At 62.5% G+C, this 16,960-nt stretch carries 16 protein-coding genes; 7 read left to right on the plus strand and 9 right to left on the minus strand.

The features are described 5' to 3' along the window. The 7 genes from KUW17_RS04565 to KUW17_RS04595 all read right to left on the minus strand — a co-directional run. Positions 1-116 (minus strand): formate--tetrahydrofolate ligase (locus KUW17_RS04565; RefSeq protein ID WP_222477505.1); only part of this gene is annotated, 116 nt, incomplete at its 3' end. A 293-nt stretch (positions 117-409) separates the two neighbouring features. Then, positions 410-1,741 carry a type III glutamate--ammonia ligase gene (gene glnT / locus KUW17_RS04570; protein WP_222476327.1) on the minus strand — a complete coding sequence of 444 codons (1,332 nt, stop codon included), beginning with the start codon at positions 1,739-1,741 and terminating at the stop codon, positions 410-412. Between the two features lie 76 nt (positions 1,742-1,817). Next, positions 1,818-3,149 carry an FMN-binding glutamate synthase family protein gene (locus KUW17_RS04575; RefSeq protein WP_222476328.1) on the minus strand — a complete coding sequence of 444 codons (1,332 nt, stop codon included), beginning with the start codon at positions 3,147-3,149 and terminating at the stop codon, positions 1,818-1,820. An 18-nt stretch (positions 3,150-3,167) separates the two neighbouring features. After that, positions 3,168-3,851 (minus strand): protein GlxC, encoded by a 684-nt coding sequence (locus KUW17_RS04580; RefSeq protein WP_222476329.1) that lies wholly within the window; start codon positions 3,849-3,851, stop codon positions 3,168-3,170. A 1-nt stretch (position 3,852) separates the two neighbouring features. Then, entirely contained in the window at positions 3,853-4,749 is an 897-nt protein-coding gene (locus KUW17_RS04585; protein ID WP_222476330.1) for a class II glutamine amidotransferase, read from the minus strand. 133 nt (positions 4,750-4,882) lie between these two features. After that, positions 4,883-5,098, minus strand: a complete 216-nt coding sequence (locus KUW17_RS04590) for a hypothetical protein (RefSeq protein WP_222476331.1) — start codon at positions 5,096-5,098, stop codon at positions 4,883-4,885. 11 nt (positions 5,099-5,109) lie between these two features. Beyond that, positions 5,110-6,483, minus strand: a complete 1,374-nt coding sequence (locus KUW17_RS04595) for an ammonium transporter (protein ID WP_222476332.1) — start codon at positions 6,481-6,483, stop codon at positions 5,110-5,112. Positions 6,484-7,033: 550 nt separating this feature from the next. Here KUW17_RS04595 and KUW17_RS04600 point away from each other — a divergent pair. The 4 genes from KUW17_RS04600 (at position 7,034) to KUW17_RS04615 (ending at position 10,874) form a co-directional block, all read left to right on the plus strand. Beyond that, entirely contained in the window at positions 7,034-8,170 is a 1,137-nt protein-coding gene (locus KUW17_RS04600) for an aminomethyltransferase family protein (RefSeq protein ID WP_222476333.1), read from the plus strand. Between the two features lie 72 nt (positions 8,171-8,242). Further along, the gene (locus tag KUW17_RS04605; RefSeq protein ID WP_222476334.1) at positions 8,243-8,854 is read left to right on the plus strand and encodes a dimethylamine monooxygenase subunit DmmA family protein; all 612 of its coding nucleotides are present in this window, start codon (positions 8,243-8,245) and stop codon (positions 8,852-8,854) included. Beyond that, the gene (locus KUW17_RS04610) at positions 8,851-9,816 is read left to right on the plus strand and encodes a PDR/VanB family oxidoreductase (RefSeq protein ID WP_222476335.1); all 966 of its coding nucleotides are present in this window, start codon (positions 8,851-8,853) and stop codon (positions 9,814-9,816) included. Before KUW17_RS04605 ends, KUW17_RS04610 begins: the two co-directional genes overlap by 4 nt. 11 nt (positions 9,817-9,827) lie before the next feature. Next, positions 9,828-10,874, plus strand: coding sequence for a heme-dependent oxidative N-demethylase family protein (locus KUW17_RS04615; RefSeq protein ID WP_222476336.1), 1,047 nt, complete (start codon positions 9,828-9,830; stop codon positions 10,872-10,874). A gap of 218 nt (positions 10,875-11,092) precedes the next feature. Here KUW17_RS04615 and KUW17_RS04620 read toward each other — a convergent pair whose 3' ends face one another. Further along, complete coding sequence (locus KUW17_RS04620; RefSeq protein ID WP_222476338.1) at positions 11,093-11,749, minus strand: helix-turn-helix domain-containing protein; 657 nt, start codon at positions 11,747-11,749, stop codon at positions 11,093-11,095. A 502-nt stretch (positions 11,750-12,251) separates the two neighbouring features. Here KUW17_RS04620 and KUW17_RS04625 point away from each other — a divergent pair. After that, entirely contained in the window at positions 12,252-12,980 is a 729-nt protein-coding gene (locus tag KUW17_RS04625; RefSeq protein WP_222476340.1) for a FadR/GntR family transcriptional regulator, read from the plus strand. 6 nt (positions 12,981-12,986) lie between these two features. Here the strand turns inward: KUW17_RS04625 and KUW17_RS04630 are convergent, their stop codons facing one another. Further along, a complete protein-coding gene (locus KUW17_RS04630; RefSeq protein ID WP_222476342.1) occupies positions 12,987-14,288 on the minus strand; it encodes an ABC transporter substrate-binding protein in 1,302 nt (433 codons plus the stop codon). A 161-nt stretch (positions 14,289-14,449) separates the two neighbouring features. Here KUW17_RS04630 and KUW17_RS04635 point away from each other — a divergent pair, with 161 nt between their 5' ends. Next, on the plus strand, positions 14,450-15,796 hold the full coding sequence (locus KUW17_RS04635) for an NAD(P)-binding domain-containing protein (protein ID WP_222476344.1): 1,347 nt from the start codon (positions 14,450-14,452) through the stop codon (positions 15,794-15,796). A gap of 93 nt (positions 15,797-15,889) precedes the next feature. Next, positions 15,890-16,894: a GlxA family transcriptional regulator gene (locus KUW17_RS04640; protein WP_222476346.1), complete on the plus strand. Its 1,005-nt coding sequence runs from the start codon at positions 15,890-15,892 to the stop codon at positions 16,892-16,894. Positions 16,895-16,960: the final 66 nt, after the last annotated feature.

Consider the following 16,960-nt stretch of genomic DNA (forward strand, 5'->3'; position numbering starts at 1 on the left):
TTGTCATGGCCGTAGGGCAGCAGGTCGCTGTCCGAAATCCCGATCTTCGCGCCAATCTCCTGGATCGGCTTCTTCTGCGCCTCACGCGCAATCTCGATGTCACTCTTGTAGCTCATGGCCGTCTCCCTGCTGCCATCAGTTCCGGTTCACTCCCCGCGGCAAAAGTTCAATGCGAGGCAAGATATATTCCTATTACTCAATTAATTTTCCTGGGCGTCAACACATTCCTGACCCGTTTCCCCTGAAAAACCTGGCATTTCCCGAGTTTCCGCCGCCGATCGGAAACAGGCGGAATTTCACCCCGGGTGAAGGCGGCGCATATGCGGCAGGTGCTGCCGCATATGAAAAGGCCCGGGCATTGCCCGGGCCGTGCAAGGTCGGCCCAGAGGCCGGACAGGGGAATCAGTGCCTAGATATCCAGCGTGTTGTCCTTCTCCCAGCGGGAGAAATGGTTGACGAAGGAGTTCCACTCCTGCTGCTTCATTTTCAGATAGGCTGCGGAGAACTCCTCGCCCATCATCGCCTTCAGCCCGTCGTCCTTGTCGTAGAAGCGCAGCGCATCCAGCATGTTGAGCGGCAGCTTCGGCGCATCGGTGATGGTGTGGCCTTCGGCATACATGTCGATGTCATGGCGCGGGCCCGGGTCAGCTTTGGAGCGGATGCCCGAAAGGCCCGCAGCGATGATCACCGCCTGCAGCAGATAGGGGTTCACCGCCCCGTCCGGCAGGCGCAGCTCGAACCGGCCGGGGCCGGGAACGCGCACCATATGGGTGCGGTTGTTGCCGGTCCAGGTCACGGTGTTCGGCGCCCAGGTCGCGCCCGACATGGTGCGCGGCGCATTGATCCGCTTGTAGGAGTTCACCGTCGGGTTGGTGATCGCCGCCAGCGCCGAGGCGTGCTTCATTATGCCGCCCAGGAACCAGCCGCCCTGCTCCGACAAGCCCAGCTCGGCAATCTGGCCCGCGCCTTTTTCACCGGCAAAGACGTTGACCCGGGCATCTTTGCCCGGCGCGTCCCAGACCGAGATATGGGCGTGGCAGCCGTTGCCGGTGAGACCCTCGACCGGTTTCGGCATGAAGGTCGCACGGTAGCCGTGCTTCTCTGCCACCGACTTGGTCATGAACTTGAAGAAGCTGTGCTTGTCGGCGGTCGACAGCGCATCATCGAACTCCCAGTTCATCTCGAACTGGCCGTTGGCGTCCTCGTGGTCGTTCTGGTACGGGCCCCAGCCCAGCTCCAGCATGTAGTCGCAGATCTCGCGAACCACGTCATAGCGGCGCATCACCGCCTGCTGGTCATAGCAGGGCTTCTCCGCCGTATCGAACGGGTCGGAGATCTCGTCGCCTTCCGGGGTCAGCAGAAAGAACTCGGCCTCGATGCCGGTCTTCACATGCAGGCCTTCATCCGCAGCCTCCTTGATCAGACGGCGCAGCACGTTGCGCGGCGCCTGGGCTACGTCCTCGCCTTCCATGACGCAGTCAGCCGCCACCCAGGCGACCTCCGGCTTCCACGGCAGCTGGATCACCGAGGACGGATCCGGCACCGCCAGCATGTCCGGATGCGCCGGGGTGAGGTCAAGCCAGGTGGCAAAACCGGCAAAGCCGGCCCCGTCTTCCTGCATATCCGCGATCGCCTGCGCCGGCACCAGTTTGGCGCGCTGGCCACCGAACAAGTCGGTGAAGGAGATCATGAAGTATTTGACGCCTTTTTCTTTTGCGAAAGCAGCCAGATCTGTTGTCATGGTCCTACTTCCTTTCCCTGTTGAACGTATTTCGAAAATGGGGCGCGGACTGTTGCCAGCCGCGCCCCGCCAATCATCAGAACCCGGCTTTGCCCGGATACCAGTCGGTCCCGGCCAGCGGCACCCGCGCCATCGCGGCGGCCTCCATGGTCAGGGCGCACAGATCCTCGGGCTCGAGGTTGTGCAGGTGGTTGTGGCCGCAGGCGCGGGCGATGGTCTGGGCTTCCAGCGTCATCACCTTGAGGTAGTTGCGCAGGCGGCGGCCCGCATCGACCGGGTCCAGGCGCTTCATCAGCTCAGGATCCTGGGTGGTGATGCCGGCCGGATCCAGGCCTTCGTGCCAATCGTCATAGGCGCCGGTGGTGGTGCCCAGCTTCTGGTACTCGCTTTCCCATTTCGGGTCGTTGTCGCCCAGCGCAACCAGCGCCGCAGTGCCGATTGCAACCGCGTCGGCGCCCAGCGCCATCGCCTTGGCCACATCGGCGCCGGTGCGGATGCCGCCGGAGACGATCAGCTGCACCTCGCGGTGCACGCCCAGGTCCTGCAGCGCCTGCACCGCGGGGCGGATGCAGGATAGGGTCGGCAGGCCGACATGCTCGATGAACACATCCTGGGTGGCGGCGGTGCCGCCCTGCATGCCGTCCAGCACCACAACGTCAGCGCCGGCCTTCACCGCCAGTGCGGTGTCGTAGTAGGGGCGGGTGCCGCCGACCTTGATGTAGATCGGCACCTGCCAATCGGTGATCTCGCGCAGTTCCAGGATCTTGATTTCCAGGTCATCCGGGCCGGTCCAGTCCGGGTGGCGGCAGGCAGAGCGCTGGTCGATGCCTTTCGGCAGGGTGCGCATTTCCGCAACCCGGTCAGAGATCTTCTGGCCCAGCAGCATGCCGCCGCCGCCGGGCTTGGCGCCCTGGCCGACCACGACCTCGATCGCGTCCGCCTTGCGCAGGTCGTCCGGGTTCATGCCGTAGCGGGACGGCAGATACTGGTAGACCAGCTTGGTGGAATGGCCGCGCTCTTCCGGGGTCATGCCGCCGTCGCCGGTGGTGGTCGAGGTGCCCGCAGCGGAGGCGCCGCGGCCCAGGGCCTCCTTGGCGGGGCCGGACAGCGCGCCAAAGCTCATCCCGGCGATGGTGATCGGAATATCCAGCTCAATCGGCTTCTTGGCAAAGCGGGTGCCCAGCGTCACCTTGGTCTCGCATTTCTCGCGGTAGCCCTCCAGCGGGTAGCGCGAGATCGAGGCGCCAAGGAACAGCAGGTCATCGAAATGCGGGACCCGGCGCTTGGCGCCGCCGCCGCGGATGTCATAGATCCCGGTGGCCGCCGCGCGGCGGATTTCCGCGTTGATCGGGTTCGAGAAGGTCGCCGACTGGATCGGAACCGTACGGGGGATGTTATTGCTATCCATGTCTAGTGATCCCTGTCCTTAGTACGCTTGCGCGTTGTCGACGTCGAAGTTGTAGAGCTTGCGGGCGGAGCCGTAGCGCTTGAACTCCTCCGGCTTCGCATCCGCTCCGGCGCGTGCCAGCAGATCCTTGAGGATCTCGATATGCTCCGGGCGCATTTCCTTCTCGATGCAGTCGGCGCCCAGGCTCTTGACCGAGCCGCGCACAAAGAACCGCGCCTCGTAGCAGCTGTCGCCCAGCGCATCGCCGGCATCGCCCAGCACCACCAGATTGCCCGCCTGCGCCATGAAGGCGCACATGTGGCCGATGTTGCCGTGCACGACGATGTCGATGCCCTTCATCGAGATGCCGCAGCGCGACGACGCATTGCCCTTGATCACCAGCAGGCCGCCATGGCCGGTGGCCCCGGCATACTGGCTGGCGTCGCCATCGACGATTACGGTGCCGGACATCATGTTTTCCGCCACACCGGGCCCGACCGAGCCTTCGACCCGGACCGTCGCCTGCTGGTTCATGCCGGCGCAATAGTAGCCGGTGGAGCCCTTGACGGTCACCTCGACCGGCGAGTTCAGGCCAACGGCAATCGCATGGCTGCCCTTGGGGTTGACGATTTCCCAGGCAGTCTTGTTGGTGCTGCCGTTGAGTTCCTGCAGGGCCGAGTTCAGACCGCGCAGGCCATTCGCTTCAAGATCATATGTCTGCATCTTAGTGGTTCCAGAAGTAAACGGTTGCGGGTTCGGGCTCCCAGACGCGGGCGTCTTCGATGCCCGGCAGATTGACCAGCGCGCGGTATTCGCTGCCGAAGGCCACATACTGGTCGGTCTCTGCCATCACGGCCGGCTTGCAGGCGATCGGATCGCGGACCACGCCAAAGCCGTCCTTGGTGCCGACCACAAAGGTGAAGAAGCCGTCCAAGTCCTCCAGGCTGCTTTCCAGCGCCTCGCCCAGCGATGCGCCGTTCTGCATCTTCCAGGTCAGGTAGGCAGCGCCCACTTCGGTGTCGTTCTGGCTTTCGATCCGCACGCCTTCGCGGCGCAGCTTGCGGCGCAGCGCGTTGTGGTTGGACAGCGAGCCATTGTGCACCAGGCACTGGTCGGAGCCGGTGGAGAACGGATGCGCGCCCTCGGTGGTCACGGCGGATTCAGTGGCCATGCGGGTGTGGCCGATGCCATGGCTGCCGCCCATGCCGCGCACGTTGAAGCGCTCGGCAACCTTCTCAGGCAGGCCGACTTCCTTGTAGATCTCGATGGTGTCGCCTGCGCTCATCACCCGCAGTCCCGGGCGCAGCTCCGCCAGCGCGGCGCGGGCCTCTTCTTCCTTGCCCGCGGGCAGCTCCAGCACCGCATGGGTGTCGATCACCCGGATCGACACATCGCCGCTCAGCGCTTCGGCCAGCGCCCCGTCGAGCCCGTCAAAGGCTTCCTCCGGCGCATCGGACTGAACGGTAAGCTTGGCCCGCCCGCTGCTGTCCGCGCCATAGATGGCAATGCCGGCGCTGTCCGGACCGCGGTCCGTCATGGTGATGAGCATATCGGTGAGCATATCGCCCAGCTTCGGCTCTAGTGATTTGTCTTTCAGAAAAAGACCGACAATCCCGCACATGGGTGTGCCTCCTGGTTTTCAACTCGAATCAACGCTAGCAGTTTGCGTTCATCCGTTCAACTCTTATGAAACTTATTTTCCTTAGAAGGAAACAAGGGCGCGCCGTGATGGCGCGCCCCCGTGTTCATTCAGGTCAGTATTTCTCGAGCAAGGAACTTATTTTTTCCTTGTCTCCCATATTCTTGGCCTTTTCCAAATGCGCCCCCTCCCGGACAAACTGGATCCTGTGCCAGCCGATCCAGAAGATCACGCCAAGGAGCACCATCAGTCCTTCTGATCCTTGGAAGGGATAGACCGCCCCGACCTCCGCCAGGTCCACGGCCCAGCTGTCGTAACCGATTGTCGACATTTCAATTCTCCTTATTCAGCTGGAACACCGCCACCGTTCAACGCAGCCTTGTCAGCAGCGATGATTTCGGCCTTGGCATCTTCGTAGGCATGGTGTTCGGCGTAATCGAGACCTTGCAGCTCGACCTCGACCGGGATGCGCAGCACGCCGGCCGCCGCCTGCATTTTGGCGATCACAAAGCCCGGCAGCCAGCCAAGCACACCAAACATGATCACTGCGCCGACGGTCTGGCCGACCGGGTTGACGGCGGCATAGCCTTCATACGGCGAGCTCGGTGCGCCCCACAGCAGGAAGCCGGCGATGATCAGGCCCACGATGCCGGAATAGCCATGCACCGCAACCGCACCAACCGCATCGTCGATCTTGAAGGTGCGCTCGACCCAGTAGTGCAGTTTGTAGACGATCACGACACCAACCGCGCCGACCAGCATCGCCTGGATCGGATGGTACAGGTCGTTGCCCGCAGAGGCGGTGATGATGCCCGCCAGGCCGCCGGAGAAGGTCCAGAACGCATCGCCCTTGGATACCACATAGGCCGCCATCAGGCCGCCGGACAGCGACATCAGGAAGTTGAAGGTGATCGCGGACAGCGAGGTCGGCGCCAGGTAGATATTGGTGGCCGTCCAGGTCTCGCCGGTCAGCAGGCCGCCGATGCCCTCAGGCGAAATCGCCGGAATGTTGCAGGCCGCGTAGAAACCCCAGAAACCCGAGTAGATCAGGAAGATCCCGATGGTCAGCATCCAGGGGTTATGCGGCGGGATGTCCCGCGGGGTGCCGTCGGCGGCGAACTTGCCCAGGCGCGGCCCCAGCACCATGATGACACCGAGCGCGTAGCCGCCGGCAATCGCGTGGATCACGCCGGACGCATAGGCATCGTGATAGCCCAGGTATTTCACCATCCAGCCCTCGGCATGCCAGCCCCAGGCGGCGTCGATGATCCAGAACACCGAACCGATCATCACCGCATGCACCCACAGAGCGGAGGAGCGGATCCGTTCAATGACCGCACCGGACACGATCGAGGCCGCGGTCCAGGAGAACAGCAGGAACGCTGCCCAGAACACACCGGTGATCCGGTCCGACAGGTTGGTGCCCATGTTTTCCGACCACGGCAGGTTCGCTGCCCCCGCATCATGATTCAGCCCGCCGAAGAACGGGAAGCTGGGGAAGGACCAGTAGATCCACCAGCCGAAGAAGAAGAAGGTCACCGTGACCAAGGGAATGATCATGATGTTCTTCATCAGTGTGTGCATGTGGTTGCGGTGGCGGCTGGCGCCGACCTCATACATGCAGAACCCCACGTGAATGAGGAACATGAAGACAACGGTCACCCAGTAATAGAACTCGGTGAACACCGTTGTTAACGCGTTCAGATTTCCATCCAATGTTTTGCCCTCCTGTTGGCAGTATCCCGGGCATTTGTTGCCTCTTGGGAATATTATTTTACCGAAATACTGTGCCTCAGCGGGGCGAGCTGTCAATAATCATGTGAAAAATTGTTACCTTTAGGGAAAGCGCCCTGCAGCTGAGCCGGTCTCCAGCAACGCCGCTTGCCCCCCTTAAACCCCAGCCAGACAAGGGCTAAATCCGCCCGCTTCCGGCCTGATCCGGGCTGCGGCCTTCCCGGCGAGCCGCAGGCGGACACAGGGCGCACCTGCCGAAATGCGGCAGAATCACTCAACCTTCCGACGCAATCCCAGGCGATTCTCACTTCAAGCGGGTCATTTGGCGGATTTCGCAAGCCAAGGCGGCCCGCCAAAAAGACCGTTTCAGGCCAGTTCATGCCGCAAACACGTTCGAAATCTGCCTTTTAAGAGAAATCTTTTTCCTGATAGGAATATTCATTGACACAACACCCCCTCTCTTGGCTAACTGGACCAGACCAAAGGAACCAAATCAAGAATTTTGGTCCGCACCAATAGGGAGACTTTAGAAATGACTGCATCCTGGCGCTTCTCAACCCTTGCTGACCGCCACCGCGCGTTGGGCTCGGATCTGGAAGACTGGAGCGGCATGGGCACCGCTTGGACCTATGACAAGGACCAGACCGAAGAATACATGGCGATCCGCACCAAGGCGGGCTTCATGGACGTGTCCGGCCTCAAGAAGGTTCACATCGTCGGCCCCCATGCCAGCCACGTCATCGACCGGGCCACCACCCGCAACGTGGAAAAGATCAAACCCGGCCGCAGCACCTATGCCTGCATGCTGAACGACGAAGGCAAGTTCGTCGACGACTGCGTGATCTACCGCATGGGTCCGAACAGCTGGATGGTGGTGCACGGCTCCGGCCAGGGCCACGAGCAGCTGACCATGGCGGCGCAGGGCCGCGACGTCGACATCCGCTTTGACGACAACCTGCACGACATCTCCTTGCAGGGGCCGACGGCAGTCGATTTCCTGGAAAAACAGGGCGTGCCCGGCATCCGGGACGTGGTCTACTTCAGCCACATCCACACCACCCTGTTCGACAAGCCCGTCACCATTTCCCGCACCGGCTACACCGGCGAGCGCGGCTACGAGATCTTCTGCCGCGGCCAGGACGCGCCGCATATCTGGGACAACCTGGTCGAAAAAGGCGCCCCGATGGGCATCATCCCGACCCGCTTCACCACCCTCGACCTCTTGCGGGCAGAGAGCTACCTGCTGTTCTTCCCGTATGACAACTCGGAAATGTACCCCTTCGAGAACGAGAAATGCGGCGACACCCTGTGGGAACTGGGCCTCGACTTCACCGTCTCGCCGGGCAAGACCGGCTTCCGCGGCGCCGAGGAGCACTACCGCCTGAAAGGCAAGGAACGCTTCAAGATCTACGGCGTCAAGCTGGAAGGCACCGAGCCGGCCGAAGAGGGCGCGCCGCTGCTGCGCGACGGCAAGCAGGTCGGCGTCGTCACCATCGGCATGTACTCGCCGCTGAACGAGCACAATGTGGGCATCGCCCGCATGCCGGTCGACTGCGCCGAACCCGGCGTGCCGCTGACCGTCAAGAACTCCACCGGCGAAATCCCCTGCGTTGCAGCGGAAATGCCGTTCCACGATCCGGAAAAGAAACGCCGGACCGCAAAAGGCTGAGCCGAATCCCGGGCGTCCCCACTCCGGGGGCGCCTGTTTTCGTTCACCCGGACTGCAGGAAAAGCGACCCACATGTCTAAAACCCAATTCCCCCCTTCCATCACCAGCCGCCCGGTCTACGGCGAGCTTGAGGCCCGCTCCGGCAGCGGCCACCTGATGATCGCCGACGCCGAAGGCGCTGAAGCGATCCTTGATCTCGCCAAATCCGTGGACCAGGGCTTCTGGGCCAAGGCCCATATCATCTACATCCCCAAGAAAACCGGCACTAAATACAGCAGCCAGCTGGAGGAGCTGGGTGCGGGCCAGTATTACGCCGGGCCGTCCTATGAAGCCGCGCAAGGCCGCATCCGCCGCGCCCTGCTGGATTGCCACATGGGCACCCAGGTGTATCTCAGCGGCACCGAAAGCCTGATGGGCCAGGCCATGGCCGAGGCCACCGCGGCCGGCATCCCGCACACCGCGATCCAGGCCGAACACCGCGGCTCCACCGCGCGGCGCATGCAGTGCGTGCACTGCAAGGGCATCACCGAGGACGTCACCACCGACCCCTTCGAATGCAGCCACTGCGGCCTCAGCCTGTTCGTGCGCGATCACTACTCGCGCCGCCTCGCGGCCTTCCAGGGCGTGCGGGTGGACGCCGAGGATCCGGGCAACATCCCCGAGAAAGTGGAGCTGTTCAAATGAGTGCTGGCACCGCAAAACTGAATGTCACCGTGGCTGAGGTCAAACCGATCAACGACCTGGTCACCCGTTTCAAATTCGTCCGCACCGGCGGCGGCGACCTGCCCACCTTCTCGGGCGGCGCGCATACCGTGGTGGAAATGCAGGACGGCGATATCACCCGGCTCAACGCCTATTCGCTGATGTCCAACCCGGCCGACCGCGGCGCCTACACCATCTCGGTGCGGCGCGACGACCAGGGCCGCGGCGGCTCCAGGTTCATGCACTCCCAGGTCAAAGAGGGCATGGAGATGGTGATCTCCAACCCGGTGAACCTGTTCTCGCTGGACCTGCGCGCGGGCAAACATCTGATGCTGGCCGGCGGCATCGGCATCACCCCCTTCATGGCGCAGATGCATCAGCTCTCCATGATGGGCGGCCATTTCGAGCTGCATTACTCGGTCCGCACAGCCTCTCTGGGCACCTACGCCAAGGAGCTGACAGAGCACTATCCCGGCAGGGTGCACATCTATCATGACGATCAGAACGAGGCGGTCGACCTCAAGACCCTGCTCGCCAACCAGCCGCTGGGCACCCATGTCTACGTCTGCGGCCCCAAGGGCATGATCGAATGGGTGCATTCCACCGCCGAGGAAATGGGCTGGCCGCGCGAGGCGGTGCATTCCGAGGAATTCCTGGCACCCGCCTCCGGCAAACCGTTCGAGGTGAAATGCGCGGTCTCGAACAAGATCGTCCAGGTCGGCGAGCATCAGTCCTTGCTGGAAGCGCTGGAAGCAGCCGGCATCGACGCCCCCTACCTCTGCCGCGGCGGCGCCTGTGGCCAGTGCGAGACCAGTGTCATCGGCTACGACGGCAAGTTCCTGCACTACGACCACTGGCTGACCGACGAACAAAAGGCCGGCGGCAAGCACATCATGCCCTGCGTGTCGCGCTTTGAAGGCAAGACACTGGTTCTGGACCGCTGAGGGAGACAGACATGACCATCCAATTCAACGACGAAACCTTCCACGGCGACTTCACCTTCAAGAACTCGGACTGGGCGATCAAACGCTTCCCCTTCCCGTTCCACGAAGACAGCTACATGTATTCGGTGAACATGGAGCCGCACACCTCCTACCGGCCCGGCTCGGTGTTCGAACGCACCTTCGACGTGGACGAGCACTATGTCTCCGAGATGAAGGACCGCGCCCGGGTGCTGGCAAACGACCCGCTGCGCTGCCAGTCGCTGCCGCATATGACCCTTGCGGGCTGGGATCTGGTCGAGCTGATCATGGAAGCCAAGGCGCGCGAATACCCGGACCTGTTCGAACTGCACAAGGACGGCAACCGCTGGCGCTGGATCAACAAGCCGCTGGGCATCGACGACACTTTCACCTTCCTCGATGAAAGCACCCTGCCCTACGGGCCGATGGAATACATCACCCGCCAGACCCAGGGCGACTTTGCGGTGCTCGACCAGCGCGACGACAACCTGTGGATGGATGCCGGCATGGTCACCACCCAGGCCGACTGGTCGCTGGACTTCGATATCGGCATGAACTTCTTCGAATGGCACGCGCCGGTCCCGAAAGCGCATGAGATGGGCATCTTCGTGCGGGCGCTGAAGTTCCTCCTGAACATCCAGCAGGGCCAGCCCGCCCGCCGACTGAACTGGACGATGACGGTCAACCCGCTGTTGGACACCAGCCCCGAGAACTACCACAAGTGGGGCGTGATGAAGCAGGGGCTGACGATGGAGAACATCGGCGACAAGCAGCACCTGCGGGTCGAACTGCAGACCTTCTTCCGCCTGCCGCGCTCCAACGCGCTGGTGTTCCCGATCCGCTGCTACCTGATCAGCTTCAACGATCTGGTCACGGTGCCGAAATGGGCCCGCCGCCTGCACCGGGTGATCCGCGACCTGCCGGAGGAGCTGGCAACCTACAAGGGCTTCATCGACAACCGCCCTCTGATGGTGGAATGGCTCTCGCAGTTTGACGACGGCAGCCCGACCTCGGACGGCATCTGGCCCGACGACGACTGATCCCGAGCGGACTTGCGGGCCGTCCCTACCCCTGTCACGTAGGCCCGCTTCACTGACTGCCGTTGCCTCTGGCTCCGGCAGTTTCTTTTTTTGGGGGGCTTCCCGGCACTGCCGCTCCGAAAACCAAAAAAGCGCCGCGCGATGCGCGGCGGCCGGCCGGGTGGTGCAGGGGCATCTTCAGATGCCCCGAAGCAGGCGGGCGCTCCCCCGGCTGTGCGTCAGCTCGATTGCGGGTAGGAAATGATCGACAGGTAGCGCGCGGGCAGCTTGACCAGCTCCTCCGGCCCGTGCGGCGCATCCGCGTCAAAAAACAGTGTATCCCCCGGCTTCAGCGGGAACACCTTGTCGCCATGGCGGTAATCCACCTCACCTTCCAGCATGTAGAGCATCTCCACACCGTCGTGCTGGAAGGTCGGGAAGACATCCGACTCTTCGGTCAGGGTGATCATGTATGGCTCAACCATGACGCCCGAGGCATTGGCGCCGAGATGGCCCAGAAGCTGGTACTGATGCCCGGCCCGGGTGCCGGCACGCTCGGTTTCGGCACCTTCCCCGGCCTTCGTGTGCACCGCCTCGCGGCTTTCCTCGAAGCGGCGGAAGAACGATGTGATCGGCACGCTCAGCGCGTTCGCCAGAAGCTGCAGCGTGGTCAGTGACGGCGAGGTGTTGCCGTTCTCGATCTTCGACAGCATCCCGATCGACAGGCCGGTCAGATTGGCCAGGTCCGCCACCGTGATCCCCTGCTGCCGCCGGAACGACCGCACTTCGCGGCCGATCGCCACTTCCAGAACTTTTTCTGCGCCATCGCGCACCCGGTGCGGGTCTTGAGAGAGGTTATGTGCCACTGCGTCACTATCATCTTTGAGTTTAGCCACTGTGTTATCTTCCTTATGGACAGCCTCTGACAAGCGCGCAGCAGCCGATATGCAAAAACTTTCCGAAACACAACAAACCACGCGAAAATTATTTTACTGTGGTTACTAGTTTTTCCCAACCCCGTACCGTCAAAGGAAACAAAAAAGTTGCTGCGCTGCCGACACGCGGCGGCCGGTCTAGCGGGCGGCTGCACCAACCCGCGGCAAATCACGGAACTGACAGGAACCAATTTCAGACCACTGCCGCGCTCCCCGTACAAAAGATGCGAAAACAACATAAAAATAACCCCTTAGGCTAGATCCGACTGCAGCCGCAGGAACCGCGGAAAGGAACCAATTTTCTTCTGCTTCCTTGCTGCCCGGCGCGCGACAGGCTAGGCTGAGGACCAGTTGAGACTGCGGCGAACAGTTGCTTCGCAACCGCCCCCTGCGGCAGAATACCCGCCGCAGCGAACAGGAGCAGGGGCAATCCCGCTCATCCGGCCCGCAAAGAAGGCAAACCATGAGTTCAGCAGAAGACACCACTTCGCAAATCCTCACCACCCATTCCGTCGGCGCCACGGTGCAGGTGGTGATCGACACGCTCTTTGCCCGGATCAAGTCCGGCACCTATCCGGTGGACACAAGGCTGCCTTCCGAACGCACGCTGGCCTCCGAACTGGGGGTGGCACGCAACACCGTGCGCGAGGCGCTGGATGTGCTGGCCAGCCAGAACGTGATCAACCGCCGGGCCGGCTCCGGCAGCTTTGTGAAATTCCGCTCCGATCCCAAACCGGAAACCTCTTCCTACACTTCACTGGCCCAAGAGGTTTCGCCGCTCGACCACCTGGTGGTGCGCGGCATTCTGGAGCCGGAACTGGTGCGCCTGGCGGTGATCAATATGACCCCGCGCCAGATCGAGGAGCTGGACCAGATCCTGTCCCGCGTCGAGGCCGTGCGCACTGATCCCGGCGAATTCATCGAGGCGGAGGAGGATCTCTACCGCAAGATCGCCGAGGGCACCGGCAACCCGCTGCTGCACTCCTGCTACGAGCTGACGATCGAGGCCTGCCGCCTGTCCTACCGCACTGCGCTGCGCCGCCGCCACCTGACGCCGCAGCGGATCCAGGACTACCAGAAGCGCTACAACACGCTGTTCAACGCCATCGCCTCGCGCGATGTGGAATCGGCGGTCGAGTTCATCAAGCTGCACCTGATCGACGAGCAGAAGCTGCTGCTGCAGGAGGTCTGAGCCCGCTCAGCCCTTCACCGCGCGCGAGCTGACTTCGCTGCCCGGCGCGCCGCTCTCCAGCCGCTGATGCCACAGCTGCCCCAGCGCTTCCATCTCCGATTTCAACAGCCCGGAATGCTCCGCCAGCCATGCCGGAATAGACTTGAAAGCGGCAATCCGCGCCTTGCCTTCCTGGATTGTCACCACCGGCCAGTCACCGACCAAGGCATTGGAAATGCCGAAGATATCCTCGCCCCACCACTCCGCGTGGCCAAAGGCATGGGTGACATGCCCCAGCTGTTTCATCGCCGCCAGCACCGACGGCGGCTCAACCGAACCTGCCTTCTCCACCGCGCTGTGCCAGATATCCAGGATCGCCACATACTCCCAGCTCACCGCCGACCAGCTGCCCGGAAAACGCCGGTTGTACTCCTCGTAGAACTCATGCGGGCGGTTAAAGAAAAACGCCTTCTCCCGCAGCATCGGATCGTCGAAATCCGGAAACTGGAACACCACCCCTTCCATGAATTCCGGCGAGGTCCGCGCCACCAGCCGGTCATAGCCATCCATGGTGCAGCTGATGATCTGCCCCTTGAACCCCTTGGCGTGGGCGTATTCCGTCATCGCGTGCACCATCGGCGCGTATGAGGAGCACCAGCACAGGATATCGGCGCCGCTTTCCAGCATCGGATCCACCACCGGCGCCGGGTCGCTGGCGCCGGGATCATACTGCACCTCGCGCAGGATCGTCCTGCCCGCCGCCTTGAACGCCGCCCGGTAGACCGCCTGCGCGGGCAGCCCCAAAAGGTCGGACTGGCTGCACAGCGCCACCGTCTTCAGCTCCGGCCTGGCCTCTGCCAGCCAGGCGACGCCGGTCACGTTCTGGATCGGATGTGCCTCGCTCGGCGCAATCAGATAGGGCGTGTCCGGCGACAGGTCGCTGGGCAGCAGGGTGGAGGTCAGCACCTTGTTGCGCATCAGGAAGTCGCGCACCGGCGCAAAGGTATCGCCGCCCAGCATCAGCATCAGCTTGACGTTGTGCTGCTGTACCAATTGAACGGCACCCTCCAGCGAGCGCTCGGGGTCGTAGCCGCAATCATAGGAATGGATGCGGATCGGGTAGCGGCGGCCGCCGATCAGCACCCCGCCAGCCTTGTTCAGCCCGTCCTCCCAGATCCGGCAGCCGTTCAGTCCCGGCAGCCCCCAGCTCTCCACCCGGCCCGAAAGCGGGCCCAGAAAGCCGATATTCACTGATTCTCTCATTCCCACGGACAACCGGGGCAGCGCCGCGCGGGCGGCAAGCTGATGCGCAAAACTGGTCGTACTCATGAAGAAATCCTACCAAGAAAACAACGCGCTTCCAGTCCAATTGCGCACCAAATTATTCCAGATGTGAAAAAATGTTGACTTATTGGTGCAAGTTTGGACCTAATTGGACCAGACCAAATGATCCAAATTAAAATATTGGTCCGAACCAATGGGAGAGCCACATGACCAAGAAACGCATTGCCATCATCGGCGCAGGGCCGTCCGGCCTGGCCCAGCTGCGCGCATTCCAGTCCGCCGCCAACAAGGGCGAAGAGATCCCGGAGATCGTCTGCTTTGAAAAGCAGGACGACTGGGGCGGCCTGTGGAACTACACCTGGCGCACCGGCCTGGACGAAAATGGCGAACCGGTGCACTGCTCGATGTACCGCTACCTGTGGTCGAACGGCCCCAAGGAGGGCCTGGAGTTCGCCGACTATTCCTTCGAGGAGCATTTCGGCAAGCAGATCGCTTCCTACCCGCCGCGCGCCGTGCTGTTCGACTACATCGAAGGCCGGGTGAAGAAGGCGGACGTGCGCAAGTGGATCCGCTTTAGCTCCCCGATCCGCTGGGTTGAATACAACGAGGACAAGGGCAACTTCACCGTCACCGTGCATGACCACACCAAGGACAGCACCTACAAGGAAGACTTCGACCACGTGATCTGCGCCTCGGGCCATTTCTCGACCCCGAACGTGCCGTTCTACCCCGGTTTCGACACTTTCAACGGCCGCGTGCTGCACGCCCATGACTTCCGCGACGCCCGCGAATTCGCCGGCAAGGACATCCTGCTTCTCGGCGCCTCCTACTCTGCCGAGGACATCGGCTCCCAGTGCTGGAAGTATGGCGCCAAGTCGATCACCACCTCCTACCGCACCGCGCCGATGGGCTTCAAATGGCCGGACAACTGGGAAGAAAAACCGGCGCTGGAAAGCGTCGAGGGCAACACCGCCACCTTCGTTGACGGCACCCAGAAGGAGGTCGACGCGATCATCCTCTGCACCGGCTACAAGCATTTCTTCAACTTCCTGCCGGACGATCTGCGCCTGAAGACCGCCAACCGCCTGGCCACTGCCGACCTCTACAAGGGCGTGGTCTACGCGCATAACCCCAAGATGTTCTATCTGGGCATGCAGGACCAGTGGTTCACCTTCAACATGTTCGATGCGCAGGCCTGGTGGGTCCGCGACGCGATCATGGGCAAGATCGAGATCCCGGCGGACAAGGAAACCCTGCTGGCCGACGTGAAAGAGCGCGAAGAGCGCGAGGAAGCCTCGGACGACGTCAAATACGCGATCAAATACCAGGGCGACTACGTGCTGGAGCTGATCGAGGAGACCGATTACCCGACCTTCGACGTGGCCGGCGCCTGCCAGGCCTTCTACGAGTGGAAAGCGCATAAGGCCCAGGACATCATGGCCTTCCGCAACAACTCCTACAGATCGGTCATCACCGGCACCATGGCGCCCGTGCACCACACCCCGTGGAAGGACGCCCTGGACGACACGCTGGAAGTATATCTGCAGAACTAGGCAGATACGCCTGCGCCGTTTTCCCCTTCCTGTACGGCGCAGGCACCCTTTCGCTGCTGTGCGAATCCCTCTTCGCAAGCTATAATTCACCTCATGCAGCGCGATAAAACCATGACACTCGGCTTTCTGATTTTCCCCGGCTTTCCAATGGCCTGCCTGACCTCGGCCATCGAACCGCTGCGCGCAGCAAACGAAATAGCCGGCACCGATACCTTCCGGTGGAAACTGATCTCTGAAACCGGCGCCAGCGTGAACGCCTCCGCCAATGTGGCGTTCCAGCCTGATTGCTCCTTGGACCGGGCGGAGGGCATCGACACCCTGTTCCTGCTGTCCAGCCCGCAGGGCAAGTTCGACGACCCCAAGGCCTCCAACGGCAAGCTGCGCCACCTCGCCCGCCACGGCACCAACATGGGCGCGGTCTCCGGCGGCGTCTTTCCCCTGGCCCGCTCCGGCCTGCTCGACGGGCACAGCTGCTCGGTCCACTGGTGCTACAAGGCGGCCTTCACATCTGAATTCCCGTCACTGGCCACCGTCGACGACGTTATCGTCCTCGACCGCCGCCGCTTCACCGCCAGCGGCGCCGCAGCGATGTTCGACTTGTCGCTCAAGCTGATCGAGCAGACCCTGGGCGACGCGGTGATGACCGAGGTCGCCTGCTGGTTCCAGCACCCGATGGTCCGCGCTGAGGGCGTGCGCCAGAAGACCCCGGCGTTCAAGACCGACAGCACCGCCGACAGCCTGCCGCCGCCGGTGGCCAAGGCGGTGGAGCTGTTTGCCGACAACCTGGAACATCCGGTGTCGATCCGCGACGCGGCCAGCGAGATCGGCGTCTCGCCGCGCCAGCTGGAGCGCAGCTTCAAGGCCGCCACCGGCCAGAGCCCGGCAATCTATTACCGCACCCTGCGGATGAACGCGGCACGTCAGCTGGTGATGTATTCGCGCGACTCGATCACCTCGATCGCCAATGCGGTGGGCTACGCCACTTCCTCCACCTTGTCGCAGCACTACCGCGAAAGCTTCGGCGTTACCCCGCAGGAGGAACGCCGCAAGGTGAACCTGTTCCGGGTTCAGGACAACCGGCCGATCCCGTCGGCCTGACCCGCCCAAACAGGAAAGACCAGGCACAAAAAGGCCGGTGGTTTTCTCAGAAACCACCGGCCTTTT

It is taken from the genome of Leisingera aquaemixtae, assembly GCF_019801145.1.
Taxonomy (GTDB): Bacteria; Pseudomonadota; Alphaproteobacteria; order Rhodobacterales; family Rhodobacteraceae; genus Leisingera; species Leisingera aquaemixtae_A.

Bases quoted from the DNA above. Each gene is read 5' to 3' on its own strand.
- glnT (WP_222476327.1), bottom strand. From the start codon at position 1,741: ATGACAACAGATCTGGCTGCTTTCGCAAAAGAAAAAGGCGTCAAATAC.
- KUW17_RS04575 (WP_222476328.1), bottom strand. From the start codon at position 3,149: ATGGATAGCAATAACATCCCCCGTACGGTTCCGATCCAGTCGGCGACC.
- KUW17_RS04580 (WP_222476329.1), bottom strand. From the start codon at position 3,851: ATGCAGACATATGATCTTGAAGCGAATGGCCTGCGCGGTCTGAACTCG.
- KUW17_RS04585 (WP_222476330.1), bottom strand. From the start codon at position 4,749: ATGTGCGGGATTGTCGGTCTTTTTCTGAAAGACAAATCACTAGAGCCG.
- KUW17_RS04590 (WP_222476331.1), bottom strand. From the start codon at position 5,098: ATGTCGACAATCGGTTACGACAGCTGGGCCGTGGACCTGGCGGAGGTC.
- KUW17_RS04600 (WP_222476333.1), top strand. From the start codon at position 7,034: ATGACTGCATCCTGGCGCTTCTCAACCCTTGCTGACCGCCACCGCGCG.
- KUW17_RS04605 (WP_222476334.1), top strand. From the start codon at position 8,243: ATGTCTAAAACCCAATTCCCCCCTTCCATCACCAGCCGCCCGGTCTAC.
- KUW17_RS04610 (WP_222476335.1), top strand. From the start codon at position 8,851: ATGAGTGCTGGCACCGCAAAACTGAATGTCACCGTGGCTGAGGTCAAA.
- KUW17_RS04615 (WP_222476336.1), top strand. From the start codon at position 9,828: ATGACCATCCAATTCAACGACGAAACCTTCCACGGCGACTTCACCTTC.
- KUW17_RS04625 (WP_222476340.1), top strand. From the start codon at position 12,252: ATGAGTTCAGCAGAAGACACCACTTCGCAAATCCTCACCACCCATTCC.
- KUW17_RS04630 (WP_222476342.1), bottom strand. From the start codon at position 14,288: ATGAGTACGACCAGTTTTGCGCATCAGCTTGCCGCCCGCGCGGCGCTG.
- KUW17_RS04635 (WP_222476344.1), top strand. From the start codon at position 14,450: ATGACCAAGAAACGCATTGCCATCATCGGCGCAGGGCCGTCCGGCCTG.
- KUW17_RS04640 (WP_222476346.1), top strand. From the start codon at position 15,890: ATGCAGCGCGATAAAACCATGACACTCGGCTTTCTGATTTTCCCCGGC.